This window comes from Falsigemmobacter intermedius, from assembly GCF_004054105.1.
In the GTDB taxonomy this organism is placed as follows: domain Bacteria; phylum Pseudomonadota; class Alphaproteobacteria; order Rhodobacterales; family Rhodobacteraceae; genus Wagnerdoeblera; species Wagnerdoeblera intermedia.
On sequence record NZ_SBLC01000031.1, the window covers coordinates 1 to 26,463 of the forward strand.

Annotated in this window: 25 protein-coding genes and 2 pseudogenes; 22 read left to right on the plus strand and 5 right to left on the minus strand. The window is 63.5% G+C overall.

What is annotated here, in order from left to right; translation table 11 throughout:
* The 9 genes from EP867_RS15505 to EP867_RS15545 all read left to right on the plus strand — a co-directional run.
* The coding region (locus tag EP867_RS15505) for an acetamidase/formamidase family protein (protein ID WP_174722342.1) at nucleotides 1-605 on the plus strand (605 nt) is incomplete at its 5' end.
* Nucleotides 606-718: 113 nt separating this feature from the next.
* Nucleotides 719-1,681: a LysR family transcriptional regulator gene (locus EP867_RS15510; RefSeq protein WP_128490392.1), complete on the plus strand. Its 963-nt coding sequence runs from the start codon at nucleotides 719-721 to the stop codon at nucleotides 1,679-1,681.
* Nucleotides 1,682-1,818: 137 nt separating this feature from the next.
* A complete protein-coding gene (locus tag EP867_RS15515) occupies nucleotides 1,819-2,505 on the plus strand; it encodes an SMP-30/gluconolactonase/LRE family protein (protein WP_128490393.1) in 687 nt (228 codons plus the stop codon).
* 36 nt (nucleotides 2,506-2,541) lie between these two features.
* On the plus strand, nucleotides 2,542-4,035 hold the full coding sequence (locus EP867_RS15520; protein ID WP_128490394.1) for a sugar ABC transporter ATP-binding protein: 1,494 nt from the start codon (nucleotides 2,542-2,544) through the stop codon (nucleotides 4,033-4,035).
* 12 nt (nucleotides 4,036-4,047) lie between these two features.
* Nucleotides 4,048-5,184 carry a zinc-dependent alcohol dehydrogenase family protein gene (locus EP867_RS15525; protein WP_128490395.1) on the plus strand — a complete coding sequence of 379 codons (1,137 nt, stop codon included), beginning with the start codon at nucleotides 4,048-4,050 and terminating at the stop codon, nucleotides 5,182-5,184.
* On the plus strand, nucleotides 5,184-6,683 hold the full coding sequence (locus EP867_RS15530; RefSeq protein WP_206616349.1) for an aldehyde dehydrogenase: 1,500 nt from the start codon (nucleotides 5,184-5,186) through the stop codon (nucleotides 6,681-6,683). Before EP867_RS15525 ends, EP867_RS15530 begins: the two co-directional genes overlap by 1 nt.
* Nucleotides 6,684-6,766: 83 nt before the next feature.
* Nucleotides 6,767-7,732, plus strand: coding sequence for a pirin family protein (locus tag EP867_RS15535; protein ID WP_128490396.1), 966 nt, complete (start codon nucleotides 6,767-6,769; stop codon nucleotides 7,730-7,732).
* A gap of 169 nt (nucleotides 7,733-7,901) precedes the next feature.
* Complete coding sequence (locus tag EP867_RS15540; protein ID WP_128490397.1) at nucleotides 7,902-8,453, plus strand: TRAP transporter small permease subunit; 552 nt, start codon at nucleotides 7,902-7,904, stop codon at nucleotides 8,451-8,453.
* 5 nt (nucleotides 8,454-8,458) lie between these two features.
* The gene (locus EP867_RS15545; protein ID WP_128490398.1) at nucleotides 8,459-9,850 is read left to right on the plus strand and encodes a TRAP transporter large permease; all 1,392 of its coding nucleotides are present in this window, start codon (nucleotides 8,459-8,461) and stop codon (nucleotides 9,848-9,850) included.
* 170 nt (nucleotides 9,851-10,020) lie between these two features.
* Here EP867_RS15545 and EP867_RS15550 read toward each other — a convergent pair whose 3' ends face one another.
* The 3 genes from EP867_RS15550 to EP867_RS15560 all read right to left on the minus strand — a co-directional run bounded on the left by EP867_RS15550 (nucleotide 10,021) and on the right by EP867_RS15560 (nucleotide 13,500).
* On the minus strand, nucleotides 10,021-11,115 hold the full coding sequence (locus EP867_RS15550; protein ID WP_128490399.1) for a TRAP transporter substrate-binding protein: 1,095 nt from the start codon (nucleotides 11,113-11,115) through the stop codon (nucleotides 10,021-10,023).
* A gap of 132 nt (nucleotides 11,116-11,247) precedes the next feature.
* On the minus strand, nucleotides 11,248-12,195 hold the full coding sequence (locus EP867_RS15555) for a 2-hydroxyacid dehydrogenase (RefSeq protein ID WP_164888899.1): 948 nt from the start codon (nucleotides 12,193-12,195) through the stop codon (nucleotides 11,248-11,250).
* A gap of 84 nt (nucleotides 12,196-12,279) precedes the next feature.
* Nucleotides 12,280-13,500 carry a pyridoxal phosphate-dependent aminotransferase gene (locus EP867_RS15560; RefSeq protein WP_128490400.1) on the minus strand — a complete coding sequence of 407 codons (1,221 nt, stop codon included), beginning with the start codon at nucleotides 13,498-13,500 and terminating at the stop codon, nucleotides 12,280-12,282.
* Nucleotides 13,501-13,600: 100 nt separating this feature from the next.
* Between EP867_RS15560 and EP867_RS15565 the strand changes: the two genes are divergently transcribed.
* The 3 genes from EP867_RS15565 (at nucleotide 13,601) to EP867_RS15575 (ending at nucleotide 16,816) form a co-directional block, all read left to right on the plus strand.
* Entirely contained in the window at nucleotides 13,601-14,464 is an 864-nt protein-coding gene (locus tag EP867_RS15565) for a LysR family transcriptional regulator (RefSeq protein ID WP_128490401.1), read from the plus strand.
* Nucleotides 14,465-14,563: 99 nt separating this feature from the next.
* Nucleotides 14,564-15,514, plus strand: coding sequence for a hydroxyacid dehydrogenase (locus tag EP867_RS15570; protein WP_128490402.1), 951 nt, complete (start codon nucleotides 14,564-14,566; stop codon nucleotides 15,512-15,514).
* Nucleotides 15,515-15,577: 63 nt separating this feature from the next.
* On the plus strand, nucleotides 15,578-16,816 hold the full coding sequence (locus EP867_RS15575) for an Hsp70 family protein (protein WP_128490403.1): 1,239 nt from the start codon (nucleotides 15,578-15,580) through the stop codon (nucleotides 16,814-16,816).
* On the opposite strand, the gene EP867_RS15580 is transcribed toward EP867_RS15575, so the two are convergent.
* Nucleotides 16,808-17,548 (minus strand): tyrosine-protein phosphatase, encoded by a 741-nt coding sequence (locus tag EP867_RS15580; RefSeq protein WP_128490404.1) that lies wholly within the window; start codon nucleotides 17,546-17,548, stop codon nucleotides 16,808-16,810. The two genes, EP867_RS15575 and EP867_RS15580, sit on opposite strands and share 9 nt — an antisense overlap.
* 149 nt (nucleotides 17,549-17,697) lie before the next feature.
* Between EP867_RS15580 and EP867_RS15585 the strand changes: the two genes are divergently transcribed.
* Genes EP867_RS15585 through EP867_RS15605 form a run of 5 tightly spaced genes read left to right on the plus strand, consistent with a single transcriptional unit; the run spans nucleotide 17,698 to nucleotide 23,577 of the window.
* The gene (locus tag EP867_RS15585; RefSeq protein WP_128490405.1) at nucleotides 17,698-18,174 is read left to right on the plus strand and encodes an NAD(P)H-dependent oxidoreductase subunit E; all 477 of its coding nucleotides are present in this window, start codon (nucleotides 17,698-17,700) and stop codon (nucleotides 18,172-18,174) included.
* Entirely contained in the window at nucleotides 18,171-19,697 is a 1,527-nt protein-coding gene (locus EP867_RS15590; RefSeq protein ID WP_128490406.1) for a formate dehydrogenase beta subunit, read from the plus strand. The genes EP867_RS15585 and EP867_RS15590 overlap by 4 nt, the downstream gene beginning before the upstream one ends.
* On the plus strand, nucleotides 19,690-22,572 hold the full coding sequence (gene fdhF, locus EP867_RS15595; protein ID WP_128490407.1) for a formate dehydrogenase subunit alpha: 2,883 nt from the start codon (nucleotides 19,690-19,692) through the stop codon (nucleotides 22,570-22,572). Before EP867_RS15590 ends, fdhF begins: the two co-directional genes overlap by 8 nt.
* Nucleotides 22,569-23,354 carry a formate dehydrogenase accessory sulfurtransferase FdhD gene (fdhD, locus tag EP867_RS15600; protein ID WP_128490408.1) on the plus strand — a complete coding sequence of 262 codons (786 nt, stop codon included), beginning with the start codon at nucleotides 22,569-22,571 and terminating at the stop codon, nucleotides 23,352-23,354. The genes fdhF and fdhD overlap by 4 nt, the downstream gene beginning before the upstream one ends.
* Nucleotides 23,344-23,577: a formate dehydrogenase subunit delta gene (locus tag EP867_RS15605; protein ID WP_128490409.1), complete on the plus strand. Its 234-nt coding sequence runs from the start codon at nucleotides 23,344-23,346 to the stop codon at nucleotides 23,575-23,577. Before fdhD ends, EP867_RS15605 begins: the two co-directional genes overlap by 11 nt.
* On the opposite strand, the pseudogene EP867_RS15610 reads toward EP867_RS15605, so the two are convergent.
* Nucleotides 23,574-24,886, minus strand: a pseudogene (locus EP867_RS15610) (FliI/YscN family ATPase). The gene EP867_RS15605 and the pseudogene EP867_RS15610 sit on opposite strands and share 4 nt — an antisense overlap.
* An 81-nt stretch (nucleotides 24,887-24,967) precedes the next feature.
* Between EP867_RS15610 and EP867_RS15615 the strand changes: the two are divergent.
* The 5 genes and pseudogenes from EP867_RS15615 to EP867_RS20310 form a co-directional block, all read left to right on the plus strand.
* The gene (locus tag EP867_RS15615) at nucleotides 24,968-25,351 is read left to right on the plus strand and encodes a flagellar basal body protein (protein WP_128490410.1); all 384 of its coding nucleotides are present in this window, start codon (nucleotides 24,968-24,970) and stop codon (nucleotides 25,349-25,351) included.
* Nucleotides 25,351-25,728 carry a flagellar basal body rod protein FlgC gene (gene flgC / locus EP867_RS15620; RefSeq protein WP_128490411.1) on the plus strand — a complete coding sequence of 126 codons (378 nt, stop codon included), beginning with the start codon at nucleotides 25,351-25,353 and terminating at the stop codon, nucleotides 25,726-25,728. Before EP867_RS15615 ends, flgC begins: the two co-directional genes overlap by 1 nt.
* Before the next feature lie 21 nt (nucleotides 25,729-25,749).
* Nucleotides 25,750-26,034 (plus strand): flagellar hook-basal body complex protein FliE, encoded by a 285-nt coding sequence (fliE, locus tag EP867_RS15625; protein WP_128490412.1) that lies wholly within the window; start codon nucleotides 25,750-25,752, stop codon nucleotides 26,032-26,034.
* On the plus strand, nucleotides 26,034-26,303 hold the full coding sequence (locus tag EP867_RS15630) for a flagellar biosynthetic protein FliQ (RefSeq protein ID WP_128490413.1): 270 nt from the start codon (nucleotides 26,034-26,036) through the stop codon (nucleotides 26,301-26,303). The genes fliE and EP867_RS15630 overlap by 1 nt, the downstream gene beginning before the upstream one ends.
* A 3-nt stretch (nucleotides 26,304-26,306) precedes the next feature.
* A pseudogene (locus EP867_RS20310) lies at nucleotides 26,307-26,402 on the plus strand (flagellar basal body protein); the annotation flags it as partial.
* Nucleotides 26,403-26,463 lie beyond the last annotated feature (61 nt).

A 26,463-nucleotide genomic window follows, 5' to 3' on the forward strand; every position in this document is an offset into this window, starting at 1 on the left:
AATGGATTATGACGATCCCACCTTGGCACAAAGATGCCGTCGGGGGGCGGTTACAACATCAGACCTGGGGGCCGGAAGCGGCTCTTGCGCCTTTCTTCGGGATTCTGGCGGTGGCACCGCCTGTGGCCGGGGGCAGGCTCTCCTCGGTTCCGCCGGGGGCGTTCGGCGGCAATATCGACAACCCCTTTGCCCGGGCGGGGGCGGTGATTTCGCTGCCGGTTTTTGTCCCCGGCGCGCTCTTCATGGCCGGAGACGGCCATGCGCTGCAAGGCGATGGCGAGATCTGCGACACGGCGCTTGAGACGGCCCTGAACGCCCGCTTCCGCTTTACCCTTGAGAAGGGCACCGCCCCGCCGGCGCCGGAGATCCTTTATCAGAACCGCCTGATCACCATGGGCTTCAACCCCGATCTCAACCGCGCCGCAGAGGAGGCCGCCGCGCGGATGATCGAGGTCATCTGCGCCCGCAGCCCCCTCAGCCGTGCTGAGGCGTTCCGGCACTGCAGCCTCTTTGGCAGTCTGCGGATCACCCAGGTGGTCAATGGCGTAAAGGGCGTGCATTGCGTGCTCGATCTTGGCAGCCTGAAAGGGGCAGATCCGGCCTGATCCGCAGGGCGTGGCGCGTCTTTCGCCGGTGATCTGCAGCACGCTTGCCGGACCTGCGTCCGGGCGCTAGCCTAAGGGTTCCTCCCCCGGCCGCAGATGAGCAGAGAGACCGCATGGATATACGCCAGCTGCGCTATTTCGTGGCAATCGCCGAACAGGGTTCGTTTTCGCGGGCAGCGGCCCTTTTGCATGTCGCGCAGCCCGCCCTGTCGCTGCATGTGCGCAATATGGAGGCTGACCTCGGCACGAAGCTGCTGTTTCGCAGCCCGAAAGGGGTGATCCCCACCGAAGCCGGAGCGGTGCTGCTCTGCCATGCGCGCACCATCATCGGTCAGCTTGCCGTGGCCGAAGAAGAGGTGCGCGGGCAGCAGGCGGATCCTTCCGGCGAGGTGCGCCTGGGGCTGCCGGGCACCATCGGAGAGGTGCTCTCGGTCCCGCTGATCCGCGCGGCCCATCTTCGCTATCCGAAGATCCGTCTGCGGATTGCCGAGGCCATGAGCGGCTTTGTCCTCGACTGGATGCGCGAGGCAAGGATCGATCTGGCGGTGGTTTATCGTGAGGTGAATGAAACCGGCATCGATTCCGTGCGGCTTCTGGATGAGGAGCTTGTCTTTTTCGCCCCCGCCGAAGCGCCCGAGGGCGTGCGCCTGCCGCCGCCCGGACAGCCGGTGGCGCTGCGCGATCTGGCTCAGGTGCCGATGATCCTGCCGGGGGCGGCGCACGGGCTGCGCGAGCTGCTCACGCGCTATGCGATCAGCGCCGGGATCAGCCTGACCACGGTGATTGAGGTCGACAGTTATCACAGCATCAAAGAGCTGGTTCTCTCGGGCTTTGGCTGTTCGATCCTGCCGGGAAATGCCGTGCATCGTGAGATCGCTGAGGGGCGTCTGCAGGGCTGGCAGATCCGCGCGCCCGAGATCCTGCGCTCCGTCTGGCTGGCCCATGCCACCAGCCGCCCGATGAGCCATTCGGTCGCCGCGATTCAGGGTCTTGCCTGTGAGGTTTTACAAAATCTGGCCCGCTCGGGCAGCTGGGCGGGGGCGCGGCCTTTGCCCCTGCCGGTTAGCGAGCCATAACATCAGGCGATGGGCCGGATAGATAAATTATCATTTCCGGCTTTATTGCCCGCTGCTAGCCTTCCCCCTCAGGAGGAGCCGTTTCTTCACGCCCCGGGGAGGGGGCCTGAGACCGGCTGAGAACTTAATCTGCTGCGTTGGCCGGGCTGGGTTGCATCACGGCGCTGGCCTGCGATGAAGAGGGCGGGCTTTGGATCGCCATCGGCTCAGAGGTCAATCCCTTTGAAGCCTGGAGCCGCGATTTTCTCGAACAGCGCCGCGCCGGAAAGCTGTTGCGCTGGGCCGGTGGGCAGCTCAGCACCGTGGCGGACAGGCTGGGCTTCCCCTGGGGGCTGATGGCGCGGGACGGCGGGATGGTGGTTTCGGAGGCCTGGTGCAAGCGGCTGATCCGTATTGATAAATCCGGCCAGAAGCGGGTGCTGGCGGAGGATCTTCCGGGCTATCCTGCGGGGCTTGCGCCCACGCCATCAGGCGGAGCCTGGGTCGCGCTTTTTGCGCCGCGCAGCCCGCTTCTGGAACTGGTGCTGCGTGAGCCGAAATACCGCCGCGAGATGATGGCAGAAGTGCCGCCTGACTATTGGATCGCCCCCGCGCTGTCGTCGGGCTCGAGTTTTCTCGAGCCGATGCAGGGCGGCGCGCTGAAGCAGATGGGGATCCTGAAGCCCTGGGCCCCCTCGCGCTCGGCCGGGCTGGTGGCGGAATTCAACGCCGCCTGGACACCGCTGCAAAGCCTGCACAGCCGCGCAGGCGGTCGCCACCACGGCGTCACGGCGGCTGGCAGAGGCCGAGGGCGCTTTGTGGCTGGCGGTGACCGGCGGCAATGAGGTGCTGCGCATCCCTGTGCGAGAGGAGGCCCGCTGATGGAGCCGATCATTGACCTGCGCGGTGTGACCAAGGAATTCCACGGGGTTCCGGCGCTGAGGGACGTGAATTTCACCCTGCGCCCGGGCGAGATTCACGCGCTCTTGGGCGAAAACGGGGCGGGAAAATCCACGCTGACAAAGATTATCGCCGGGGTTCACAGCCCGACGAAGGGCGAGGTGCTGCTCAGGGGCGAGAAGCTTGCCTTCTCCAAGCCGGCAGACGCTTTGCACAACGGCATCGCGATGGTCTTTCAGGAAACCTCGCTCGTCCCCTCGCTGACGGTGGCGCAGAATATCTATCTGGGGAATGAGAAATTCCTCAACCGTCTGCGCGGAATTTACATTGCAGCGCAACAGTTTCTGCAATCGCTGAATTTCAACGTCGACCCCACCATGTTCGTGAGCCAGCTTGGCGCTGCGCAAAAGCAGATGGTCGAGATTGCCCGCGCCGTGCATCACAAGGCCCGCGTCATCATCTTTGATGAGCCGACCGCCACCCTGACGCCCGAGGAAAAACACCACTTTTTCGGCCTGGTGAACCGCCTGAAGGCCGATGGGGTGTCGATCATCTTCATCAGCCATGCGCTCGAAGAGGCGCTGATGATCTCGGACCGGATCACCATTCTGCGCGACGGCCAGCATGTGGTGACGGATGAGGCGAAGAACTTTGATCGCGACCGGATTGTCTCCAGCATGGTGGGGCGCACGCTGACGGAAGAGATCTACCAGAAGGGCGCGCGGCAGGCGCGGCCCCTGGGGGAAAAGGTGCTCAGCGTGCAGAATCTTTCCATGGGGCGGATGGTGCGCAATACCTCTTTCTCGGTCTATGGCGGGCAGATCACCGGGATTTTCGGGCTGATCGGCTCAGGCCGGACTGAGACGGCGAAGATCATCGCCGGTGTGGTAAAGCGCGACTTTCTGCATGGCGGGGAGGTGCGTTTCGGCGATCGCGCGGTGCGCTACCGAACCCCGCGCCCGGCGGTGAAAGACGGCATCGTTTATGTGACCGAGGACCGCAAGCTTGAGGGCTTTTTTGAGACGAAATCCATCGCTGAGAACATCTACACCGGGCTTCTGGGGGCAGATCTGAACCGCGTGGCGACCATTTCTTATAAAGAGATGATGGAGGTCTCAAAGCATTGGACAGACCGTCTGAAGGTCCGGGCGATTGACGGCAATGCCCGGGTGATCGAGTTGTCAGGTGGCAACCAGCAGAAGGTCGTGATTGCCAGGTCCTTGGTGCAAAACCCGAAACTCGTGATCTTTGACGAGCCGACGCGCGGGGTGGATGTCGGCGCCATCGCGGAGCTTCATGCGGTGATTAATGAACTTGCTGACAGCGGCCTCGCAGTTGTGGTCATCTCCTCTTACCTGCCCGAGATTATGAACCTGGCCGACCGCGTGCTGGTCGCCCGTCAGGGTCGGGTGGTGGAGGAATTCGGCATCGAAGAGGCCACGGAAGAAAAGATCATGTACGCGGCCGTACACTGAGGGGGGACGATCATGAAAATCACCGCAGCCGTTCTGGAGGAGATCGGCCGCTCGGGGCCCTATGCGCAGACGCTGCCTCTGAGTATTTGTGAGCTGGACCTCGCCCCCCCGCAGACCGGCGAAGTTCTGGTGCGGGTGGCGGCGGCGGGGCTTTGCCACTCCGATCTCAGCGTGATTAACGGCGATCGCCCGCGCCCGGTGCCCATGGTGCTTGGCCATGAAGGCGCAGGCGTGGTGGAGGCGCTTGGCGAAGGCGTGACCGATCTGGCCGTGGGCGATCATGTGGTTTTCGTCTTTGTGCCGTCCTGCGGGCATTGCGGGCCGTGCCAGGCCGGTCGGCCCGCGCTTTGCGAGCCGGGGGCTGCGGCCAACGGCAGGGGGGAGATGCTGGGTGGCGGCACACGGCTGTCGCGCAACGGCCAGCCTGTGCACCACATGACCGGGGTGTCGAGCTATGCCACCCATGCGGTGATCTCACGCCGGAGCCTTGTGAGGGTGGATCGTGATCTGCCGCTTCCGATTGCGGCGCTGATGGGCTGCGCGGTGCTGACCGGGGCAGGGGCGGTGTTCAATATGGGCGCGGTGCAGCCGGGCGGGCGTGCGGCTGTGGTGGGTCTGGGCGGCGTCGGTCTGGCGGCGATCCTGGGGGCGGCAGCGGCGGGGGCGGAAACCATTGTCGCCGTTGACACTTTGCCCGCCAAACTGGCGCTGGCGAAGGAGCTGGGCGCGACCCACACCTTTGAGGCGCAGGACCCCGATCTTGCGGCAAAGATCAAAGAGGCCACCTCGGGCGGCGTGGATGCGGCGCTGGAGTTTGCCGGATCGGCCCGCGCGCTTGAGGCGGCTTTCGCCATGACGCGGCGCGGTGGCACCACCATCACGGCGGGTCTGCCGAACCCTGCGGCGGTGCTGAATATCTCGCCCCTCGCGCTGGTGGCCGAAGAGCGGACTTTGCGCGGAAGCTATCTCGGCTCGGGCGTGCCCTCGCGGGATATTCCGCGTTTTCTCGGGCTTTACCGCCGCGGGAAACTGGCGGTCGATAAGTTGATGACCCATCAGATTAAGCTCTCAGACATCAATGAGGGCTTTGACCGTCTGCACCATGGCGAAGCAATCCGCCAGGTTATCACCTTTGAGGAGGCGCTCTGATGCAAAAGCGCGACGATCAGATCCGTCACTACCAGGCCTTCATCAACGGTGAATGGGTTGATGCCGTCTCAGGCGCGCGGTTCGAGAGCGAAGATCCCTTCACCGGAAAGGTCTGGGCCACCCTGCCGCGCTGTGGCGAAGAGGATGTCGACCGCGCCGTGAAAGCCGCCCGCGCAGCACTTGAGCATGGCTCCTGGGCTGAGATGCACCCCACTGCGCGTGGCGCGCTTTTGCGCAAATTCGGTGATCTGATCGCGCGGGATGCGGACCGCCTGGCGCTGACGGAGGTGCGCGACAACGGCAAGCTCTGGGCTGAGATGCGCGGGCAATGCGGCTATCTTCCGCAGTGGTTTTACTATTTTGGCGGGCTGGCCGATAAAATCGAGGGCGCGGTGCTGCCGATCGATAAGCCCGATATGTTCACCTATACCCGCCACGAGCCGGTGGGCGTGGTGGCTGCCATCACGCCCTGGAACTCTCCGCTTCTGCTGCTGACCTGGAAGCTGGCCCCTGCGCTGGCGGCAGGCTGCACGCTGGTCATCAAGCCCTCTGAGTTCACCTCAGCCTCCACGCTGGAATTGATGAAACTGGTGGAGGAGGCGGGCTTTCCGCCCGGCGTCATCAATGTGGTCACGGGTTTCGGTGCCGATTGCGGCGCCGCGCTGACCAGCCATCCCGGTGTTGATAAAATTGCCTTCACCGGGGGAGAAGCCTCGGGCCGGCTGATCGCCAAAGGGGCGGCGGATACCTTCAAACGCCTGACGCTGGAACTTGGGGGGAAATCCGCTCAGGTGATTTTTGAGGATGCGAACCTTGAGAACGCCGTGAAAGGCGTGGTCTCGGGCATCTTCGCGGCCACCGGCCAGACCTGCATCGCTGGCTCGCGTGTCATCATCCACGAAAGCCTGCATGACGCCTTTGTAGAGCAGTTCACCGCCATGGCGAAACAGGCCCGCATGGGGGATCCCTTGGACCCCGACACGCAGGTCGGGCCTGTGACCACCAGGCCGCAGTTTGCCCGCATCCTTGACTGCATCGGTCTTGCGAAATCCGGCGGGGCAAAGCTGGTCATGGGCGGCACCCGCGCCACGCGCCCGGAATGCGGCGACGGCTGGTTCATTGAGCCTACGGTTTTCACCAATGTGACCAATGAGATGGAGATCGCGCAGACCGAAGTTTTCGGCCCTGTCCTTTCCATCATCACCTTCCGCGAGGAAGAGGACGCCTGGGCGATGGCCAATGACACCCCCTATGGTCTGGCGGCAGGGGTCTGGACGCAGGATCAGGGCCGCATGTTCCGCGCTGCCAAAAAACTGCGGGCGGGGATGATCTGGACCAATTGCTACCGCACCGTCAGCTATATGTCGCCCTTCGGTGGCTTCAAAAACTCAGGCCAGGGCCGCGAAAGCGGGCAGGCGGCGATCCATGAATATCTCGAAACCAAGGCCGTCTGGATCGATTACGGCACGGGGCCTGCCAATCCCTTTGTGCTGCGCTGAACGTCAGCTGTGCGCGGGCGGGCATAGTCAGACCCGCCCCGCAGTGCTTAACTGTCCCCCACACCCGTTGAGGAGGACGTCAGATGAGCTGGAACCCCACCCATAAACCGGGCGACCCCGTCACCGGTGATGAGGCGATCGAAACCCTGATCATTCCCCGCGCCCATGACCTGGGCGGCTTTGAGGTGCGCCGCGCGCTGCCCGCGCCGCAGCGCCAGATGGTCGGGCCGTTTATTTTCTTCGATCAGATGGGCCCGGCAGAGTTTCTGACCGCAGGCGGCATCGACGTGCGCCCGCACCCCCATATCGGGCTCGGTACGGTCACCTATCTCTATCAGGGCCAGTTTGAGCACCGCGACAGCCTTGGCACCCAGCAGATGATTGAGCCGGGTGAGGTGAACTGGATGGTCGCCGGAAAAGGCGTCACCCACTCCGAGCGCACCACCCCTGAAGACCGCGCCCGCCCGGGGCAAAAGCTCTTTGGCATCCAGACCTGGATCGCCCTGCCGGAAAACCGCGAAGAGATGGCCCCTGAGTTTGAGCACCACAAAAAGGGCGCACTGCCGATGCTGTCGGACGGCGGTGCCGAGGCGCGGCTGATCCTTGGCTCGGCTTACGGCGAATCCAGCCCCGTCACCATGCAAAGCGAGATCTTCTATCTCGACGTGGTGCTGCAGCCGGGCGCGCCTTTCCCGCTGCCCGACAATCACGAAGACCGCGGGATCTATGTGACGGAAGGGGAGATTGAGGTGGCGGGCCAGACCTTTGAAGCCGGTCGCATGATGGTCTTTCGCCCCGGTGACCGCATCTCGGTCAAAGCAGGTCCCCGCGGTGCCCGCCTGATGGCGCTGGGCGGCGCGACCCTCAATGAGCCGCGCTATATCTGGTGGAATTTCGTCTCCTCCTCGAAAGACCGGATCGAGGAAGCAAAAGAAGCCTGGAAGCGTGCCGACTGGCAGAAAGGCCCCTTCACCCTGCCGCCCGGAGACGACCAGGAGTTCATCCCCATCTCGCCGGAACTTGACCGCACGCGGCCGAAAACCTGGTAACTTCGGTAACTTACTGATTTTTATTAAAACTCCCTGATGGCCCCGTCCCGCCCGCAAAGCGCGTTAAGAAAGTTGCGTAAGGGCAGATCACAGCGCTCCCGTTTTTTCTTGGAGGAAAGCGGGCGCCTGTGCATTTTGGCACTACGGAGCACTCCGAGGGAGTAAATATATGCAGCTTTTGGCCGCACTGGTCCGGATCATCTCCGGGCTGAATGCAGTGATTGGCAAAACCTTCGCCTGGCTGTCGCTGGCGATGGTGATTGTCTGTTTTACCGTCGTTGTTCAGAGGTATTTTTTCGCCACATCCATTCTGTGGATGCAGGACCTTTATGTCTGGATCAACGGCTTCATGTTTACCGCTGTGGCAGGCTATGCGCTGCTGCGCGACGATCACGTGCGGGTGGATATTCTCTATGCCCCGGCACCTCTGAAGCGCAAAGCGCTGATCGATCTGATGGGGGTCGTGCTTTTCCTGCTGCCCTTCTGCTGGGTCGTCTACAGCTACAGCTGGACCTATATCATGCGCTCCTGGCGCCTGATGGAAGGCTCGGCCAATGTGGGAGGCATGCCGGGCCTTTATATCCTGAAAAGCTTTATTCTGGTTTTCGTGGTGGTTGTCTCGCTGCAGGGCATCGCCATGGCGGCCCGCTCGATCCTGGTGCTCGCGGGGCGCGAAGACCTGCTGCCGCCGCATCTGCGCTATAAGACAAAAGAGGAGTGAGCGGCATGGATCCTGTCCTGATTGGCGAGATCCTCGCCGGCGTTATGTTTTTCGGCATCATCGGCTTTCTGATGCTGGGCTTTCCGGTGGCCTTCACCCTCGCCGGGGTCTCTCTCATGTTCGGCATGGTGGGCTGGCATTTCGGCACCTTTGACCCGTCGAACTTCGGCTCCATCGCCAACCGCTACTTGGGCACAATGACCAATGAGGTCTTCGTGGCGGTGCCGCTCTTCATCTTCATGGGCGTCATGCTCGAACGCTCCCGCATCGCCGAGCAGCTTCTGACCACCATGGGCAAGCTCTTTGGCAATATCAACGGGGGGCTTGGCCTCTCGGTGGTGCTGGTCGGCGCTCTTCTGGCGGCCTCCACCGGCGTCGTGGGCGCGACCGTGGTGACCATGGGCCTGATTTCGCTGCCGGCCATGCTGCGCGCGGGCTATGACCCGCGCCTCGCCACCGGCGTTATCTGCGCCTCCGGCACGCTGGGTCAGATCGTGCCGCCTTCAACGGTGCTGATTTTCATGGGCGATATGCTTTCGGGCATCAATGCTCAGGTCCAGATGGCGAAGGGAAACTTCTCGCCCAAGCCCGTTTCGGTCGGCGATATGTTTGCCGGTGCCATCGTGCCCTCGCTGCTTCTGATCAGCCTTTATCTAGGCTGGATCGTCATTAAATCTCTGATCGACCCGAAATCCTGCCCGGCGACCCCCGTTCCGGCGGAAGAGAAAAAGGGCCTCTTCAAAGAGATCATCGTCGCTCTGATCCCGCCGCTCGCTCTGATCGTCGCCGTTCTGGGCTCGATCCTCGGCGGCATCGCGACCGCGACAGAAGCCTCCTCCGTGGGCGCCGTGGGGGCCATGGTCCTCGCTGCCCTGCGCCGCCGCTTCACCTTTGAGGTGCTGAAGGAATGCGTCTATTCCACCGCCGTCATCACATCGATGGTCTTCGTGATCCTCTTTGGCGCGGCGGTCTTCTCCATCGTCTTCCGGATGATGGGCGGCGAAAATCTTGTTCATGAGATGATCAACGCTCTGCCGGGCGGGGTCGGAATGGCCATCTTTGTCGTCATGGCGCTGATGTTCGTGCTTGGCTTCATCCTCGACACCTTCGAGATCATCTTCATCGTGGTCCCGGTCACCGCGCCGGTTCTGCTGCATATGGGCGTCGATCCGGTCTGGCTTGGCGTGATGATCTCCGTGAACCTGCAAACGAGCTTTATGACGCCGCCTTTCGGCTTCGCGCTGGTCTATCTGCGCGGCGTGGCCCCCGCTTCGGTCACCACCGGCATGATCTACCGCGGCGTGATCCCCTTCGTGGGCGTGCAACTCTTTGCGCTGCTGCTGGTCTACACCTTCCCCGGCCTGGCCACCTGGCTTCCCGGCTGGATCTACAAATAACGCAGTCAGGCCCGCCCCGCCGGCGGGCCTTTCTCTTATCTTTGGCTTTTTTCAAAATACTCCCGGGCGGGGTCCGGGGAGGGCAGGCAGCCCTCCCCGGGGGTGCCAAAAACAATGGGCCCGAGGGTGTTTCACCCCCGGGCCTTTCGTTCAGCAGCGCTCCCCCTCTCTCAGAGGTGGAAGTATTTCTCCCGCGCCTGCAGGAAGAGCGAGTCGGTGCCTTCCGTCTTCTGACGCACGATATTCAACGAAGCGATAAAGCTCTCTGCGGTCTTCTTCGTCAGCGCATCGCCGGAATCGAGCAGGTTGGTCAGGATCTCTTTCGCCGCCACCGCACCCGCTTCCATGATCTCTTCGGGGAAGCGCTTCAGCTGCACCCCATGATCATTGACAAGGGTCGCCAGCGCGCGCGGATCATTGGCCGCGAAATCTGCTGCCACCATGTCGTATTCCGCCTGACAGATCGAGCGGATGATCTCCTGGGTGCCTTTGTCGAGCGCGGTGAATTTGGTCTTATCCACCACCAGTTCGGTTGCGAGGCCCGGCTCAATGAAGCTCGGGAAGTAGTAGTTCTTGGTCACCTGGTAGAAGCCAAGCGCCAGATCGTTCAGCGGACCCACAAATTCCGCCGCATCCAGGGTGCCCGACTGGAAAGCCTGGAAGATTTCGCCCGCGGCCAGGTTGGTCACGGTGGCGCCGAGTTTCTGCCAGACCTGACCGCCCAGACCCGGGGTGCGGAACCGCAGACCCTGGATGTCTTTGACGCCGGTCAGCTCATTGCGGAACCAGCCGCCGGCCTGGGTGCCGGTGTCACCCGACAAGAAGCCCTGCACGCCGAACTGGTCATAGACCTCATCCCAGATCTGCTGGCCGCCCATATGGTGCACCCAGGCCGTCAGCTCGCGCGAGGTCATGCCATAGGGCACGCCGGTAAAGAAGTTCAGCGCCTGGGATTTGTTCTGCCAGTAATAGGCCGCGCCGTGGCTCATCTCGGCATTGCCGTCGATCACGGCATCCAGAGCCTGCAGGCCCGGGACCAGCTCGCCTGCCGAATAAAGCTGGACCGAAAGTTTGCCGTCCGTGGCTGCCGTAATGCGATCCGCCAGACGCTGGGCCCCCACACCCATGCCGGGGAAATTTTTCGGCCAGGTCGTGACCATGCGCCACTGCTGGCGGCCCTGCGACAACGCCGGGGTGGCAAGGGCCGCAGCCGATGCGCCCACGCCAAGCGCAGCCGATTTCGTCAGAAACGAACGTCTGTCCATTAGGTTTCCTCCCTGAAACATAAGGGGCAGCTTATCCGCGGATCGTCATAAATCCAGCGTAAATAATAGGCAGACCAGCCGTTTTTGCCCCGCCAGGGGCGGGGCAGGCGACTGACGCTGCGGCAGTGCGGATCAGTATCCGGCGGCGAAATCCACCGTCTCGGGCAGTGAACCATCCGACCGCCAGGCGGCGATATTTTTGGCCACCAGCGCCGAGGCCGTATCCCGGTCGGTCTCGGCCGAGATATGCGGCAGCACCGTCACGCCTGGCGCAGTCCAATAGGGATGATCCGCCGGCAGCGGCTCGACGGCAAAAACATCCAGAACCGCATGGCGGATCTGACCGCTTTGCAGCGCCGCCAGCAGCGCCGCATCGTCGATCACAGGGCCGCGCCCGAAGTTAATGATCTGTGCGCCCGGCTTCATCTGCGCAAAGCGCGCGGCATTCAGAAGCCCCCGGGTCTGCGCAGTGAGCGGCAGCAGCGAGACAAGAATATCCGCCTCGCCCAGAAGGGCCGCCAGCCCCGCGTCACCCGCATGACAGCGCACCCCCTCCAGATCTTTCAGACTGCGCGACCAGCCCGAAACCTGAAAGCCCGCCTCCCGCAGCCGCTCTGCGGCGCGGCCACCCAGTTTGCCAAGCCCCAGCAGCCCCACCCGCAGTTGCGAGGGTTTCACATAGGGCCGCGGCGCCCAGGTTTTCTCGCGCTGCGCCTGCGCATAGGCGGGCATGTCGCGCTGCAGATAATAGGTCCAGGCCAGCACGGCTTCAGCCATATTGCGTGCAAGCTCCGGGTCCGTCAGCCGCACCACCGGGGCGGTAAAGCCCTGCAGCTCCGCCATTAGCCGCTCCACCCCGGCCCAGAGGCTGTGCACCCATTTCAGATTGGGCAGCAGCGTCAGATCAGCGGGATCCGGGTTGGCAACGATGGCCACATCCACCTTCGCGCGCTCCGCTTCGCTCATGCCGCGCAGCGAGCGCAGATCTTCACCCGGCATGGCGGCGCGCAGATGCGTCAGCCAGCGGGCCTCATCGGCGTCAGAGCTGCGGGTGACAAGGGCAAGGAGGGAATGAGACATCACGGTCTTTCAGCGCAAAGAGAAGAAAATCAAAGGACTGCCCGGCACAACAGCGGGCAGTCCGGGCAGAACGACAGGCCCCGCTCAGGCGCGGTAGCGGTTAACCATCTCAGTGATCCGCTCGGCCGCTGCAACAGCCGCCTGGTGATCCTGGCTGAAATTCAGCCGCAGGCTGGCGGCGGTATGGGGGCTGAATTCCGTCCCCGGCGTCACCACCACTCCGGCCTGCAGACGCAGAAGTTTCACGAAATCACCGGGGCTGACGGCCAGCTTCGGCATCTGCGGGAAGAGATAGCTGCCCGCGCGGGGGGTGCTGGCGCTGACGCCCTCACACTGGCGCAGCACCGAGAGAAGCTCATCGCGGATCGCCTCATGGGCGGCAATGCGCGCCTCCATCCAGCCCGGCTCTTCGGCAAACCAGCTGCGCAGCACCGACTGGCTGTAGCCCGGGGCCCGCAGAGCGACGATGGCCTGCAGCTTCTCCATCCGCGCGATCAGACGCGGCGCACCAAAAGCCACGCCCAGGCGGAAACCGGAGAGGGATTCGGTTTTCGACGGCCCCATGATGGTGATGAGGTTATCGGGGTTCATCGCGGCCTCAGCCCGCAGATGGCTGTAGCTGACCCCCGAATAGCGCAGGCGCGAATAAAGCTGATCGACGATGACCACGGCATCGTAACGCGCCGCCAGATCGGCGATGGCGCGGATTTCTTCGGCCGAATAGACCACGCCCGCCGGGTTGTTCGGGTTTGAAAAGAGGAAGGTCTTTGCGCCTGCCCTGAAGGCCGCTTCCAGCCCGTTCAGATCGAGACCTGCCTCGGCCTCGCCCGCGTTCAGATAATCCATCTGCACCGGGATCATCTCGCCTTCAAAGAATTCGACCAGCTTGCGGTTGGCGAAGTAATCGGGCTGCACGATGGCAACCTTGTCACCGCGCCCGACATTGGCCGCGATCGCCAGAAACAGCGCGCCCTGGGTGCCGGTGGTGATCATCAGCCCGTCTTTGGCATCAACACCCGCGCCGGTGAACGCGGCCAGACGCGGGGCGATCAGATCGCGGATGCCCTGGTCGCCGCGATATTCCGTATAGGCCTGCGAGCCGCCCGCCTGGAACCCGGCAGAGAAGAGATCAAAGCTGCCCGGGGTCGGCGGATGGGCATCAACATCGCCATGCGAAAAATCGACCACGCGGCCTTCCAGCTTTTCGCCGCGCATCAGCTCAGCCAGGCCTTCGGCGGACTGGCGCACCTCCTGGCCGGGGGCGTTATCGGTGGCAAGCTTTTGAAATTTATGTTCGACGGACATTGAGATCTTCCCCTGCAGGCTGTTGGCAGCCGTTTTATCTGCTTTTGAGACTACGGAAAATCTCGCTTTTCCTGCGTTCAGAAGATAGAAAATCTGTCTTATGGATTTACGCTTTCTCGAAACATTCGTGGCTGTGGCAGACTGCGGCTCTATTGCCGGGGCGGCGCGGCGGCTGAACCTGACCCCGGCGGCGCTGGCGCAGCGGCTGCATGCGCTTGAGGGGGATCTGGGCCGCCCGCTGGTGCAGCGCGTGGGTCGCCACACCCGACCGACCCCGGCGGGAGAAGCGGTTCTGGTGAAGGCGCGGGCGCTTCTTGACGCGGCGCGGGATCTGCGGGCGGCGGCGGCCGGCGATGTGCCTGCCGGACAGCTGCGGCTGGGGGCGATTGCCACCGCGCTGACCGGCCTGTTGCCGGCAGTGCTGGAGGATATGCGCGACCGCTGGCCGGAGGTGGATTACTTCATCCGCCCCGGGTCGTCGGTTGACCTTTATCATGCTGTGATTGAGGGCGAACTTGACGCCGCGCTGATCGTGCGGCCGCCCTTTGCGATCCCGAAATCCGCGGGTTTTGACACCCTGCGCTCTGAGCCGCTGGTCCTCGTGGTGCCGCAGCATCTGGCCGGGCAGAGCGTCGGCGATCTGCTGCGCGATGAGCCCTTCATCCGCTATGACCGCAACCAATGGGGCGGGCAGCTGGCGGACCGCTGGCTGCGCCAGGCGGGCTTTGCCCCGCGTGACTGGCTGGAACTGGATGCGCTGGATGCCATTCTGGCGCTGGTCAGCCGCGGGCTTGGCGTCTCGATTCTGCCAGACTTTGCAAAGCCCTGGCCTGAGGGGTTGCAGGTTGCGCGTCTGGACTTGCCGGGGACCATGGCGCGCGAACTGGGCCTGATCTGTCACAGCCAGGGCGCACGCGCCCCGGCCATCAGCGCCTTTCGCGCCGCCTGCCTGCGCTGCGCCTGAATTTCAGGCACCGGGCCTCCGGCCTGCGCTGAGCCTCTTCCGGATGCCGCCCGGCTGTGACAGCCTGCGCGCGAAAATCGAAAGTCCCGGGGAATGAATATGAAATGCCTGATCGTCCAGCCTGTCCATGAAGTCGGGCTTGAGAAGCTGCGCGCCCATGGTGTTGAGCCGGTCTTTCCCGCCTCGCCCGCCATGTCGGATGTGGCGGCGGCGCTGCCGGGCTGCGATGCGGTCATCACCCGCGACGCGGGCCTGACGGCTGAGGCCTTTGCGGCGGCGGATCGGCTGCGCGTCGTGGTGGTCCATGGCACCGGGCATGACGCGGTGGATAAGGTGGCAGCCTCTGCCCATGGCGTGCTGGTCGCCAATACCCCCGGAGCCAATGCCCGCTCTGTTGCGGAACTGGCCGTAGGCCTTGCGCTTTCCGCCGCAAGACGCCTTCCGGCGGCGGATGCCTGGGAGCGTGCGGGCCGCACCGGTTTCCGAGAAAGCGCTGTTTTCACGGAACTTTCCGGTAAAACAGCGCTGATCGTCGGCTTTGGTGTGATCGGGCGTCATACGGCGCGAATGCTCCATCAGGCCTTCGGCATGGAGATCCTGGTGCATTCGCCGCGCGTGAGTGACACCGAGGGCTTTGAGAAAGTGGCCGGGCTTGCAGAGGGGCTGGCGCGGGCCGACCTTATTTCGCTGCACACCCCGCTGCGGCCTGAGACCCGCCATCTGATCGGTGAAAACAGCCTGCGCGTGGTGAAGCCCGGCGCCATTCTGGTCAACGTAGGACGCGCGGGCCTGGTGGATGAAGCGGCCCTCGCCGTTGCGCTGGAGGAGGGCCGGATCGCCGGGGCGGGGCTGGATGTTTATGAATATGGCGCGCCGCAGGGGCCGCTCGGGCAGTTCGATCAGGTGATCTTCACCCCGCATCTGGGCGCCACCACCGAGGAGGCGCTGCAGCGCGTGGTGCTGGGGGCAGTGGATTCGGTGCTGACGGCGCTGCGCGGCGAACTCCCGGCCACGGCGCTGAATGCCGCCGACTGGCGCTACGGGCGCTGAGGCCGCTTGCGGGGGCACGGGGGATCGGCTACGAGGCCACTCCCCCAAAGCCCGGAGCGCGCCATGACCGGTCCCGTCCTTGCCATCGATTTCGGAACCTCAAATTCGGCTGCTGCCGTGATGCTTGAGGGGAACTTAACGCGCATCCCCCTTGAAGGCAGCGCCGCGACCCTGCCCACGGCGGTGTTTTTCCCCGCAAAAGGCGGCGCGATGAAGATTGGCGAAGCTGCCTCCGATGCGCTGATCGACGGGGAAGAGGGCCGCTATATGCGGGCGCTGAAATCGGTGCTCGGCACGCCGCTTTTGCATGAGCCGCGCCTGATCGGCGGCAAGCGCCGCTCTGTGGCGCAGATCATCACCGCCTTTCTGGCTGAGGTGAAGGCCCGCGCAGAGGCTCAGAGCGGGCTGCGCTTTACCCGCGCACTCTCGGGCCGTCCGGTGCATTTCCATTCCAACGCGCCTGAGCGCGACGCCCAGGCCGAGGCCGATCTGCGTGCCTGCTATCTGGAAGCAGGGTTCGAAGCCGTTGATTTCATGTATGAACCCGAGGCCGCCGCCCATGCCTGCCAAAGCATGGGAGACTCCTCTGCGCTTGGGCTGATCGTCGATATCGGCGGGGGCACGTCAGACTTTTCGGTCTATCGTGCGGGCGCGGGCGGGGTCGAGATTATCGCCTCGCATGGTGTGCGGCTGGGCGGGACGGATTTCGACCATGCGGTCTCGATGCATCACGCCATGCCGCTGCTGGGGCTTGGCGGGCAGCTGAAGCGCAGCTTTGGTGAGGGGCTCTTGCCGGTGCCGAACGGCATTTACGTCGATTTGTCCACCTGGGCGATGATCCCCTTTCTCTATACCCGCGAGACCGAGCGTCTGGTGGAGGATATGGTCCGCCACGCGGTTGAGCCGGAAAAGATGCGCCGCCTGGCCAGCGTTATTGAGGATCAAAGCGGCCACGACCTGGCCTTCGCGGTTGAGCGCGGCAAAATCGCGGCCAATGCAGCGAAACCCGAGGCAGCCGTCGCTATGTCTATGATTGAGCGCGGTCTTGAAGCGCGGATCACGCCGGGCAGCCTGAATGCGGCCCTGGCGGTCTACCGTCAGGAGCTGCGCCAGGCGCTCTGGCAGGTGCTGATGAAGGCAGGGGTCGCGCCCGGCGCTATCGGCACCGTGGTTCTGGCCGGCGGCTCCAGCCTTTTGGGGCTGGTGGCAGAAGAAGCGCGGGAAGTCTGCCCCGGAGCGGTGCTGCACCGCTCGGAGGTTTTTACGGCCGTAGTCGATGGCCTGGCGCTGGCCTCAGTCTGAGGCCAGTTTCGCGCGCAGTGCCGTAAGCGTCTCCTCATTCAGCCCGCTGCTGCGCAGATACTGGGGAACATCACCATATGTAGCGGTGATATAGTCGAGCGTCTGCGCCATATAGCGGGGCTCGCAGCCCAGCATGGGGCGGATCACCTCAGGGTCAATCCCGCGGGCTACAAGATCGGCGTTGAAAAGCGAGATGAGGCCGGGGATCAGCTCGCCGGTCAGCGCGTAATCACCAAGGATCACCTCGCGCTCAGCCCCCGCGAGCGCCAGCCAGAGCGCAGCGATCACCCCGGTGCGGTCCTTGCCGGCGGTGCAGTGAAAGAGCACGCCCCCCTCGCCGGTCCCGGCGATGGCCTGAAAAACCTCAGCCACCATAGCGCTGCGTTCGCTGAGCATTTTGCGGTAAAATTCGGGAAGCGGCTCGGGGTCAGTGATCTCCCGCAGGGGGGCCAGATCGTCGTAAAGCGGCAGGTTAAGGACCTCTATGCCGCTGATGCCGTTCAGTTTTCCGGGATGTTGCCGCGCCTCTGCGGGGGCGCGCAGGTCGATCACCCGGGTCAGTCCGCGCGAGAGCAGCAGATCAATATCCGCCGTGCTCAGCCGCCCCAGCCCATCCGCCCGCAGCGCGCGTCCCCAGCGTGTCCGGCTGCCGTCCGGCAGGGCATAACCGCCCAGATCGCGCAGGTTGAAAGCGCCCTCAATCGGCAGGCGGCGGTCGGGATGATAGGGCATAATCTTAATCCTTCGGAATATGGCCCGATCATAAAGCCCCCGGGGCAGGGGTCCAGAGTGGCCATTGATAGATTTATCCTATCAAGCGACGAGACCGGGCCGTTGATTGAGGTCTCTCAGGCGGTAGTCTGATCGCTGAGGAGACTGCCATGACCCTGACTGATGCCAGCACGGACAGCGCCCTTGAGGTGTTGGCCGCCAGCCTTGTGACCCACGCAGACCGCGAAGGTCCGCTTCTGCCGATCCTGCATGATATTCAGGCCGCGCTCGGGCAAATCCCTTCGGAGGTGTTGAAGCCTCTGGCAGCGGCTTTGCAGATGACCGAAGCCGAGGTCTGGGGGGTGGTCAGTTTCTATCATGATTTCCGCCAGGAACCGGCGGGAGAGCGGGTGGTCAAACTCTGCCGGGCAGAGGCCTGTCAGGCCCGTGGCAGCGAAGAGCTGGCGGAAGATCTGCTGCGGAAAGCCGGTATTTCCTGGGGCGGGACAACGGCAGACGGGCGTCTGACGATTGATCCTGTCTATTGTCTCGGGCTTTGCGCCTGCGGTCCGGCGGCCCAGGTCGACGGGCGCCCGGTGGCGCGGCTCACGCCGTCAACTTTGCAGAAACTGGCAGGTGTCGCATGAAGATTTACCTGCCGCTCGACAGCTTCGCGGTGGCCTGTGGCGCCGATCTGATCGCCGAAACCCTGCGGGCTGAGGCCGCGCGGCGCGGGATTGCGCTGCAGCTGATCCGCAACGGCTCGCGGGGGATGGCCTGGCTGGAACCGCTGGCCGAATTGGAAATCGACGGGGTCCGTCATGGCTTCGGGCCGCTTGAGCCTGGCGATGTGGCGGGTCTGTTCGATGCCCCCCAGAGCCACCCAAAGGCCATCGGGCCCGTTGAGGCGCATCCCTTCTGGGCCGGTCAGACGCGCCTGACCTTTGCGCGGGTGGGCGTGATCGATCCGTTGTCGCTGGAGGATTATGAGGCCCATGGCGGCCTGAGCGGCCTGCGCCGCGCCCTTGGCATGAGCCGTGATGCCTGCCTGGAAGAGGTCACCCAATCGGGGCTGCGGGGCCGCGGCGGTGCAGGTTTTCCGACCGGGATTAAATGGCAGACCGTGGCAAAAGCCGTTGCAGATCAAAAGTATATCGTCTGCAACGCAGATGAAGGCGACAGCGCCACCTTTGCCGACCGGATGCTGATGGAGGGCGATCCCTTCACGCTGATCGAAGGGATGATCATCGCCGGGATCAGCACCGGGGCGACCCGCGGCTATATCTTCACCCGCTCGGAATATCCTGTCGTCATCCGGGTGATGGACGAAGCAATCCGGCGGGCTGAGGCCGCAGGGCTTCTGGGCGATGATATCCTCGGCTCTGGTCACAGCTTCCGGCTCGAGCAGCGGGTGGGCGCCGGGGCATATGTCTGCGGCGAAGAAACCTCGCTTCTGAACGCGCTTGAGGGGAAGCGCGGTGTTGTCCGCGCCAAGCCGCCGCTGCCCGCGCTTCAGGGGTTGTTCGGACGCCCGACGGTGATCAACAACGTGATTTCGCTGGCCACCGTGCCGGTGATCTTCGCCGAAGGCGCTGCGCATTACCGCGATTTCGGCATTGGCCGCTCGCGCGGGACCATTCCGCTGCAACTGGCGGGCAATGTGAAATATGGCGGGCTTTACGAGACTGCCTTCGGTCTGACGCTGGAGCAGATCATTCGCGACATCGGCGGCGGCACGGCCACCGGTCGCCCCGTCAAAGCGGTTCAGGCGGGGGGGCCGCTGGGCGCCTGGTTCCCGACCTCTCTCTTCCATATTCCCTTTGGATATGAAGAGTTTGCGGGCGCAGGCGGGCTGATTGGCCACGCCGGTCTGACGGTGGTGGATGACCAGACCAATATGCTGAAAATGGCGCGCTTTGCCTTTGAGTTCTGCGCCGTCGAAAGCTGCGGGAAGTGCACACCCTGCCGGATCGGCGCGGTGCGCGGGGTTGAGGTGATTGACCGCATCGGGCGCGGTGATGCGGCGGCGCTGCCGCTGCTGGAAAGCCTCTGCTCGACCATGAAAAGTGGCTCGCTCTGTGCTCTCGGGGGCTTTACGCCCTATCCGGTCATGTCGGCCCTGACCCATTTCCCGCAGGATTTTTCCGTGAAGGAACAGGAAGATGCGTGATTTCGTCCTGCCAGACCCCAGCCGCGATCTCGGCACCCCCGAAAGCCGCAGCACCACCATGGTGACGCTGAATATCGACGGGTTTGATGTCACGGTTCCCGAGGGCACCTCGCTGTTTCGGGCGGCGGCGCTTGCGGGCATTCCGATCCCGAAACTCTGCGCAACCGACAGCCTGGAGGCCTTTGGCTCCTGTCGTCTGTGCCTGGTGGAGATTGAGGGGCGGGCGGGGACACCTGCGAGTTGCACCACGCCCGTGGCTGAGGGGCTTCGGGTTCACACCCAGACCTCGCAGTTGAAAGATCTGCGTCGCGGGGTGATGGAGCTTTATATCTCGGATCACCCGCTGGATTGTCTGACCTGCGCCGCCAACGGCGATTGCGAATTGCAGGACATGGCCGGGGTCGTTGGTCTGCGCGAGCAGCGCTATGAGCCTGCCGCCAATCATTTTCTTGCCCGCGACACCAGCGGCATGGCCAATCCGCTCTGGCAGCCGAAGGATGAGAGTAACCCTTACTTCACCTATGATCCGGCAAAATGCATCGCCTGCTCGCGTTGCGTTCGGGCCTGTGAAGAGGTGCAGGGCACCTTCGCGCTGACCATGGAAGGCCGCGGGTTTGACTCGCGCATTAAGGCCGGCGGTCCGGCAGACAGCTTCCTGACCTCAGACTGCGTCTCCTGCGGGGCCTGCGTTCAGGCCTGCCCGACGGCGACTTTGCAGGAAAATAAGGTCATTGAGATCGGCACGCCCGATCGCTCGGTTCTGACCACCTGCGCCTATTGCGGGGTGGGCTGTCAGTTCACCGCCGAGATGCGCGGGGATGAACTGGTGCGGATGGTGCCTGCCAAACAGGGCAAGGCCAACCGCGGCCATTCCTGCGTGAAAGGGCGCTTCGCCTGGGGTTACGCAGGGCACCGCGACCGCATCACCAGCCCGATGATCCGCGAGAGCATCGATGAGCCCTGGCGCGAAGTCAGCTGGGATGAGGCGCTGAGCTTTGCCGCAGGCCGCTTGAACGCGATCCGCGAAACTCACGGGCGCAACGCCCTGGGGGTGATCACCTCCTCGCGCTGCACCAATGAAGAAACCTATCTGGTTCAAAAGCTTGCCCGTGCCGTCTTTGGCACCAACAACACCGATACCTGCGCCCGGGTCTGCCACAGCCCCACCGGCTATGGTCTGGGCCAGACCTTCGGCACCTCGGCGGGCACGCAGGATTTCGACTCGGTCGAGCAGTCGGATGTGATGCTGGTGATCGGCGCTAACCCCTCAGCCGCGCATCCGGTTTTTGCCAGCCGGATGAAAAAGCGCCTGCGCCAGGGTGCGAAGCTGATCGTGATCGACCCGCGCCGCACCGAAACGGTTGAAGGCGCGCATTACAAAGCCGCCCACCACCTTGCGCTGACGCCGGGCACCAATGTCGCCGTGGTCTCGGCCATGGCGCATGTGATCGTCACCGAAGGCCTTTACGATGAGGCCTTTATCCGCAGCCGCTGCGACTGGGATGAATTCCAGGACTATGCCGATTTCATCCGCGAGCCGCGTCACGCGCCTGAGGCGGTGGAGCTGATCACCGGCGTGCCGGCCGCTGAAATCCGTGCAGCTGCAAGGCTTTATGCCACGGGTGGCAATGCGGCGATCTATTATGGCTTGGGCGTGACGGAGCATTCGCAAGGCTCGACCACGGTGATCGCCATCGCTAACCTGGCGATGATGACCGGCAATATCGGCCGTCCCGGTGTGGGCGTGAACCCGCTGCGCGGTCAGAACAACGTTCAGGGCTCCTGCGATATGGGGTCCTTCCCGCATGAGCTTCCGGGCTATCGCCACGTCAAAAACCCCGAGGTCCGGGCGATTTTTGAAGCGGCCTGGGGCGTGCCGATCGATCCGGAACCCGGCCTGCGCATCCCGAATATGTTCGATGCCGCCCTCGATGGCAGCTTCCGCGGGCTTTATTGCCAGGGGGAGGATATTCTGCAGTCTGACCCGGATACCACTCATGTGGTCGCGGCGCTGCGGGCGATGGACTGCGTGATCGTGCAGGATCTCTTCCTCAATGAGACCGCGCTCTACGCCCATGTCTTCCTGCCGGGCGCGTCCTTCCTGGAAAAAGACGGCACCTTCACCAATGCTGAGCGCCGCATTAACCCGGTGCGCCGCGTCATGGCCCCCAAAGCCGGCTATGCCGACTGGGAGGTTACGCAGCTTCTGGCCAATGCCATGGGTGCAGGGTGGGACTACAAGCATCCCTCTGAAATCATGGATGAAATCGCCCGTCTGACGCCGAGCTTTGCCGGGGTCAGCTATGAGCTGCTCGACAAACTTGGCTCCGTTCAATGGCCCTGCAATGAGACCGCGCCTGAGGGCACGCCGCTGATGCATATCGACGGTTTTATGCGCGGGCGGGGGCGGTTTATCCGCACGGATTACGTGGCAACCGATGAGAGAACCGGCCCGCGCTATCCGCTGTTGCTGACCACGGGCCGGATTCTGAGCCAGTATAACGTCGGCGCTCAGACACGGCGGACGGAGAACGGGGCCTGGCATTCGGAAGATGTGCTGGAAATTCACCCGCATGACGCCGAGGTTCGCGGCATCCGCAAGGGCGATTGGGTGCATCTAGTCAGCCGCTCGGGCGAGACCACGCTGAGAGCCGATGTGACCGATCGCGTTTCACCGGGCGTGGTCTATACGACCTTCCACCACCCTGAGACTCAGGCCAACGTTATCACCACGGACTACTCGGACTGGGCGACGAACTGCCCCGAGTTCAAGGTGACGGCGGTGCAGATCAGCCCCTCAAACGGGCCGACGGACTGGCAGCGGGATTACGCCTCGCACGCAGAGAAATCGCGGCGGATTCTGCGGGTGTCATGACCGATCGGATGACTTTTGGCAGCCCCCGGCCCCCGCGCAGCCTTGCGCCGGAGGTGCCGGTGGCGCTGGTCTATGACGGCGCGACCATGGCGGTCATGATGGCCTCTCCGATGGATGCTGTTGATTTTGCGTATGGATTCTCTCTCTCTGAGGGGATTTGCGCGGCTGAGGATATTTCTGAGGTCGACCCCCATGAGGTGGAGGGGGGGCTGGATCTGCGGATCTGGCTGCGCCCGGGGGCGCAGATGCGCCAGACCCTTGCGCGGCAGATGCGCCCCGGCCCTGTCGGCTGCGGGATCTGTGGTCGTGAAAGTCTGGCAGAGGCACTGCGGGATCTGCCGGTGCTGCCTGCTTTGGATTTTTCGCTGTCAGCAGAAGGGGTTCTGCAGGCCGTCCATGCTTTGCCGGCGCTGCAGACCTACCACCAGGCCACCCGCGCCATGCATGCAGCGGCTTTCTGGAATGGAGAGCGCCTGATCGCTTTGCGGGAGGATGTGGGGCGGCACAATGCGCTCGACAAACTGGCCGGGGCGCTGGCGCGGGCCGGGACAGACCTCAGTCAGGGGGCGGTGGTCATGACCAGCCGCATTTCGGTTGATCTGGTGCAAAAGGCGGCGGCTCTGCGGGTGCCGGTTCTGATCGGCCTGTCAGCCGCCACGGAGGGGGCTGTCAGACGGGCCGCTGCCCTGGGGCTGACGCTGATTGCCAATGCCGGGCCGGAGGGGTTTGACCTTTTCTCTGCGCCCGAACGCGTGAAAGGAGAGTTGAGCCATGTCTCATAACGGAACCCAGGAGAAGCTTGTTCGGATGGCCAATCAGATCGCAGGCTTTATGGCCAGCCGGCCTGAGGCCGAGCAGCTGGAAGGCCTTTCTGGACATATCAATGACTTCTGGGCCCCCTCAATGCGTCGTGTTCTGCTGGAGCTGATCGCATCGGGGGATGAAAATCTGCATCCGCTGGTGCGGCGGGCCTCAGCGCTGATCCGGCCCGTTGCTGCGGCTTAATCCGGCAGGCAGGCGGCAAGATGGCGAAAGCTTGCCGCGATGTCCTGCGGCTCATCTTCGGCGATAAAGGCGTCGAGATCGGGAAAAGCACTGATTGCCTGATCGGTCAGCGGATCGCTTCCTTTGGCGTAAAGCCCGGCCTGGATCATCAGCTCTGAGCGGTCCCAGGCGCCCAACAGGCGCCGCGCCCGCAAAATCAGCTCGTTTTCTTCCGGGCCTGCCGCATCGGGCAGGCTGCGCGAGACCGAGCGCAGCAGGTCGATCGCCGGATAGCGCCCGCGTTCGGCAATGCGGCGGTCGAGAACCACATGACCATCCAGCGTGCCGCGCAGAATATCCGCAATCGGCCCCTCCATATCCGAACCTGCGACGAGGACTGAAAAGACCGCCGTAATATCGCCCTCCCCCTCGGGGCCAGGGCCCGCGCGTTCGGCCAGCGACATGATCATATGCGAGACCGAGGGGGGAAATCCGTCCAGGCTGCCGGTCTCCCCCGCGGCCAGGGCGATCTCGCGATGCGCCTCGGCAAAGCGGGTGATCGAATCGGCAATCAGCAGCACATGGCGACCCTGTTCGCGGAAATGCTCGGCGATGGCCATGGCCGTCCAGGCACAGCGTCGCCGCACCTGCGGCGCCTGATCCGAGGTGGCGGCGACCACCACACTGCGTGCCATCCCCTCCGGGCCGAGGGTCTTTTCAGTGAAAGCCCGCAACTCCCGACCGCGCTCGCCGATCAGGGCGAAGACCACGACATCCGCCTGGAGCTTTGTGGCAAATTTCGCCAGCAACATGGATTTTCCAATCCCTGAGCCCGCGAAAAGCCCGATCCTCTGACCCTGCACCAGGGGAAGTAAGGTATTGAAAACACGCATTCCCGTTTCAAGACGCTGGCCGGTCATCCGCCGGTCAGCCGCTTTGGGGGCCGGGCTGCGCAAGGGGCGCGAGACCCTGCCGCGAAAAAGCGGCCTGCCATCAAGCGGCCGGCCTGCGGGATCGATGATGCGGCCGATCCAACTGTCGTCGGGGGCAATTTCTGCCCGACCTGCCACGGTGACCACGGTGCCGATTTTCAGCCCCTCCGCGCTCCCCTCGGGCAGGATCGTTACGCGATCGGGCGAAAGGCGCAGAACCTCGCCGCTGATCGGGCCGCCCGGGCCTTCAATTTCCACGCGATCTGAAAGCGCGGCTTTGCCCTGAAGGCCTGTCGCCTCAAGGACTGGCCCGATAAATCGCTGATCCGCCCGATCTGACGGGTGGGGGTGATTTCTGAAAGACGGGCCCGAAGCCCGGCGAAAATCTCGTCCTGCATGACCCGACTCGCTGCTGCCAATTACGGTTTCTAAAGGAATCACCATTAAGCCTTAGTGAAACCGGACAGGGAGAAGCCCCGATGTTCAGCACTCAGATTTTGGTTCAGCAGATGGCCCGCGGCCTCGCAAAGCATGCGGCCGCTCAGCAGGTTGTGGTGGCAAAAAACCTCGCCAATGCGGATACGCCCGGCTTTCGGGCAAAGCGGATGACAGGCTTTGCCGAAATGATCGGAGATCCGGCACCCGGCCCCCGCGCCAGCCGCCCCTCGCATCTGAATCGCCCGGCCGAATACCGCTTTGAGGCGCGGGAGGAGCGGGGGAACGGCAATCCCAATGAAAACTCGGTCTCGGTGGAGGCTGAGATGATGCAGGCGGCGCGGGTGCGCCAAAGCCATGACATGGCGCTGGCCATTCAGTCGGGTTTCTCGCGCCTGTTTAAAACCGCCCTCGGACGGAGCAGCTGATGTCAGAACTTTTACAGTCTCTCTCCATTTCCGCCTCCGGCATGGACGCCCAGGCCCGGCGCCTGCGCCATACGGCGGAGAATATCGCCAATGCCGACACACCGGGCTATCGGCGAAAAACCATTGATTTTCAGCCCGCCAGCGAAGGTGGGGTGCGGCCCGGACCAATGCGTCTGGATCCCGCCCCTTTCACAAAGGTTTTTGACCCCGGCCATCCGCTTGCGGATGCGCTTGGCCAATACGACGGCTCCAATGTGGAGATGATCACCGAGATCGCTGACGCCCGTGAAGCGCAGCGCAGCTACGACGCCAATCTGAAGATTTTTGATCAGTCACGGCAAATGACTCAAAGCCTTTTTGAGCTGCTTCGCCGCTGACCCCGGAAAAAGGAGTTTTCCATGGATATCCAGGCCTCTTATGCGGCCGGGGCCTATGCCCGCGCGCGCAATGCGACCAGCCCTGATGAGGGGGGAAGTCCCGGCCTTCTGACGCGCAGCCTGCAGGATTTCACCAGCGTTTTGCAGCAGGGTGAGCAGACGGCACTTGCCGCCATGACCGGTCAGGCGGACCCCCATTCCCTCGTCCAGGCGCTGAGCGCGACCGAACAGGCGGTTGAGACCGTGGTGGTCGTGCGTGACCGCGTGGTTGAGGCCTATCAGGAACTGCTGCGGATGCCCGTCTGATGCTCTCTGAGGCTGCGCTCTTTGATCTGCTGCGGCAGAGTCTGTGGATCGCGGTTCAGATGTCGGCACCTCTGCTGACGGTCGCGCTTATTGCCGGTCTCGCGGTCGGGCTGTTTCAGGCCCTGACCTCGGTGCAGGAAATGACGCTGACCTTCGTTCCGAAACTCGCGCTTATTCTGGTCACCTTCTGGGCCACGATGAGCTTTATGACCAGCCTGCTGCGCGACTTCTTTGCCACGGCCCTGGTCCCCCTCATTGCCGGAGGATGAGTGATGGAAAACGCCATCTATGCGACCCTCACCCGCCAGGCCGGCCTCATGCGCGAGATGCATGTGGTCGCCAATAATATCGCCAATATCTCGACGACCACACTACACGACTCGCAACCTCAGGCTCTTCGGAATGACGATTTTCCGGTCGACGATGGGC

What these genes read in the sequence shown, in the direction of transcription:
- EP867_RS15630 (WP_128490413.1), top strand. Translation starts at nt 26,034, where the DNA reads ATGCTCTCTGAGGCTGCGCTCTTTGATCTGCTGCGGCAGAGTCTGTGG.
- fliE (WP_128490412.1), top strand. Translation starts at nt 25,750, where the DNA reads ATGGATATCCAGGCCTCTTATGCGGCCGGGGCCTATGCCCGCGCGCGC.
- fdhF (WP_128490407.1), top strand. Translation starts at nt 19,690, where the DNA reads ATGCGTGATTTCGTCCTGCCAGACCCCAGCCGCGATCTCGGCACCCCC.
- fdhD (WP_128490408.1), top strand. Translation starts at nt 22,569, where the DNA reads ATGACCGATCGGATGACTTTTGGCAGCCCCCGGCCCCCGCGCAGCCTT.
- EP867_RS15555 (WP_164888899.1), bottom strand. Translation starts at nt 12,195, where the DNA reads ATGTCTCATTCCCTCCTTGCCCTTGTCACCCGCAGCTCTGACGCCGAT.
- EP867_RS15565 (WP_128490401.1), top strand. Translation starts at nt 13,601, where the DNA reads ATGGATTTACGCTTTCTCGAAACATTCGTGGCTGTGGCAGACTGCGGC.
- EP867_RS15580 (WP_128490404.1), bottom strand. Translation starts at nt 17,548, where the DNA reads ATGCCCTATCATCCCGACCGCCGCCTGCCGATTGAGGGCGCTTTCAAC.
- EP867_RS15545 (WP_128490398.1), top strand. Translation starts at nt 8,459, where the DNA reads ATGGATCCTGTCCTGATTGGCGAGATCCTCGCCGGCGTTATGTTTTTC.
- EP867_RS15590 (WP_128490406.1), top strand. Translation starts at nt 18,171, where the DNA reads ATGAAGATTTACCTGCCGCTCGACAGCTTCGCGGTGGCCTGTGGCGCC.
- EP867_RS15540 (WP_128490397.1), top strand. Translation starts at nt 7,902, where the DNA reads ATGCAGCTTTTGGCCGCACTGGTCCGGATCATCTCCGGGCTGAATGCA.
- EP867_RS15615 (WP_128490410.1), top strand. Translation starts at nt 24,968, where the DNA reads ATGTTCAGCACTCAGATTTTGGTTCAGCAGATGGCCCGCGGCCTCGCA.
- EP867_RS15520 (WP_128490394.1), top strand. Translation starts at nt 2,542, where the DNA reads ATGGAGCCGATCATTGACCTGCGCGGTGTGACCAAGGAATTCCACGGG.
- EP867_RS15550 (WP_128490399.1), bottom strand. Translation starts at nt 11,115, where the DNA reads ATGGACAGACGTTCGTTTCTGACGAAATCGGCTGCGCTTGGCGTGGGC.
- EP867_RS15560 (WP_128490400.1), bottom strand. Translation starts at nt 13,500, where the DNA reads ATGTCCGTCGAACATAAATTTCAAAAGCTTGCCACCGATAACGCCCCC.
- EP867_RS15605 (WP_128490409.1), top strand. Translation starts at nt 23,344, where the DNA reads ATGTCTCATAACGGAACCCAGGAGAAGCTTGTTCGGATGGCCAATCAG.
- EP867_RS15525 (WP_128490395.1), top strand. Translation starts at nt 4,048, where the DNA reads ATGAAAATCACCGCAGCCGTTCTGGAGGAGATCGGCCGCTCGGGGCCC.
- flgC (WP_128490411.1), top strand. Translation starts at nt 25,351, where the DNA reads ATGTCAGAACTTTTACAGTCTCTCTCCATTTCCGCCTCCGGCATGGAC.
- EP867_RS15585 (WP_128490405.1), top strand. Translation starts at nt 17,698, where the DNA reads ATGACCCTGACTGATGCCAGCACGGACAGCGCCCTTGAGGTGTTGGCC.
- EP867_RS15535 (WP_128490396.1), top strand. Translation starts at nt 6,767, where the DNA reads ATGAGCTGGAACCCCACCCATAAACCGGGCGACCCCGTCACCGGTGAT.
- EP867_RS15530 (WP_206616349.1), top strand. Translation starts at nt 5,184, where the DNA reads ATGCAAAAGCGCGACGATCAGATCCGTCACTACCAGGCCTTCATCAAC.
- EP867_RS15570 (WP_128490402.1), top strand. Translation starts at nt 14,564, where the DNA reads ATGAAATGCCTGATCGTCCAGCCTGTCCATGAAGTCGGGCTTGAGAAG.
- EP867_RS15575 (WP_128490403.1), top strand. Translation starts at nt 15,578, where the DNA reads ATGACCGGTCCCGTCCTTGCCATCGATTTCGGAACCTCAAATTCGGCT.
- EP867_RS15510 (WP_128490392.1), top strand. Translation starts at nt 719, where the DNA reads ATGGATATACGCCAGCTGCGCTATTTCGTGGCAATCGCCGAACAGGGT.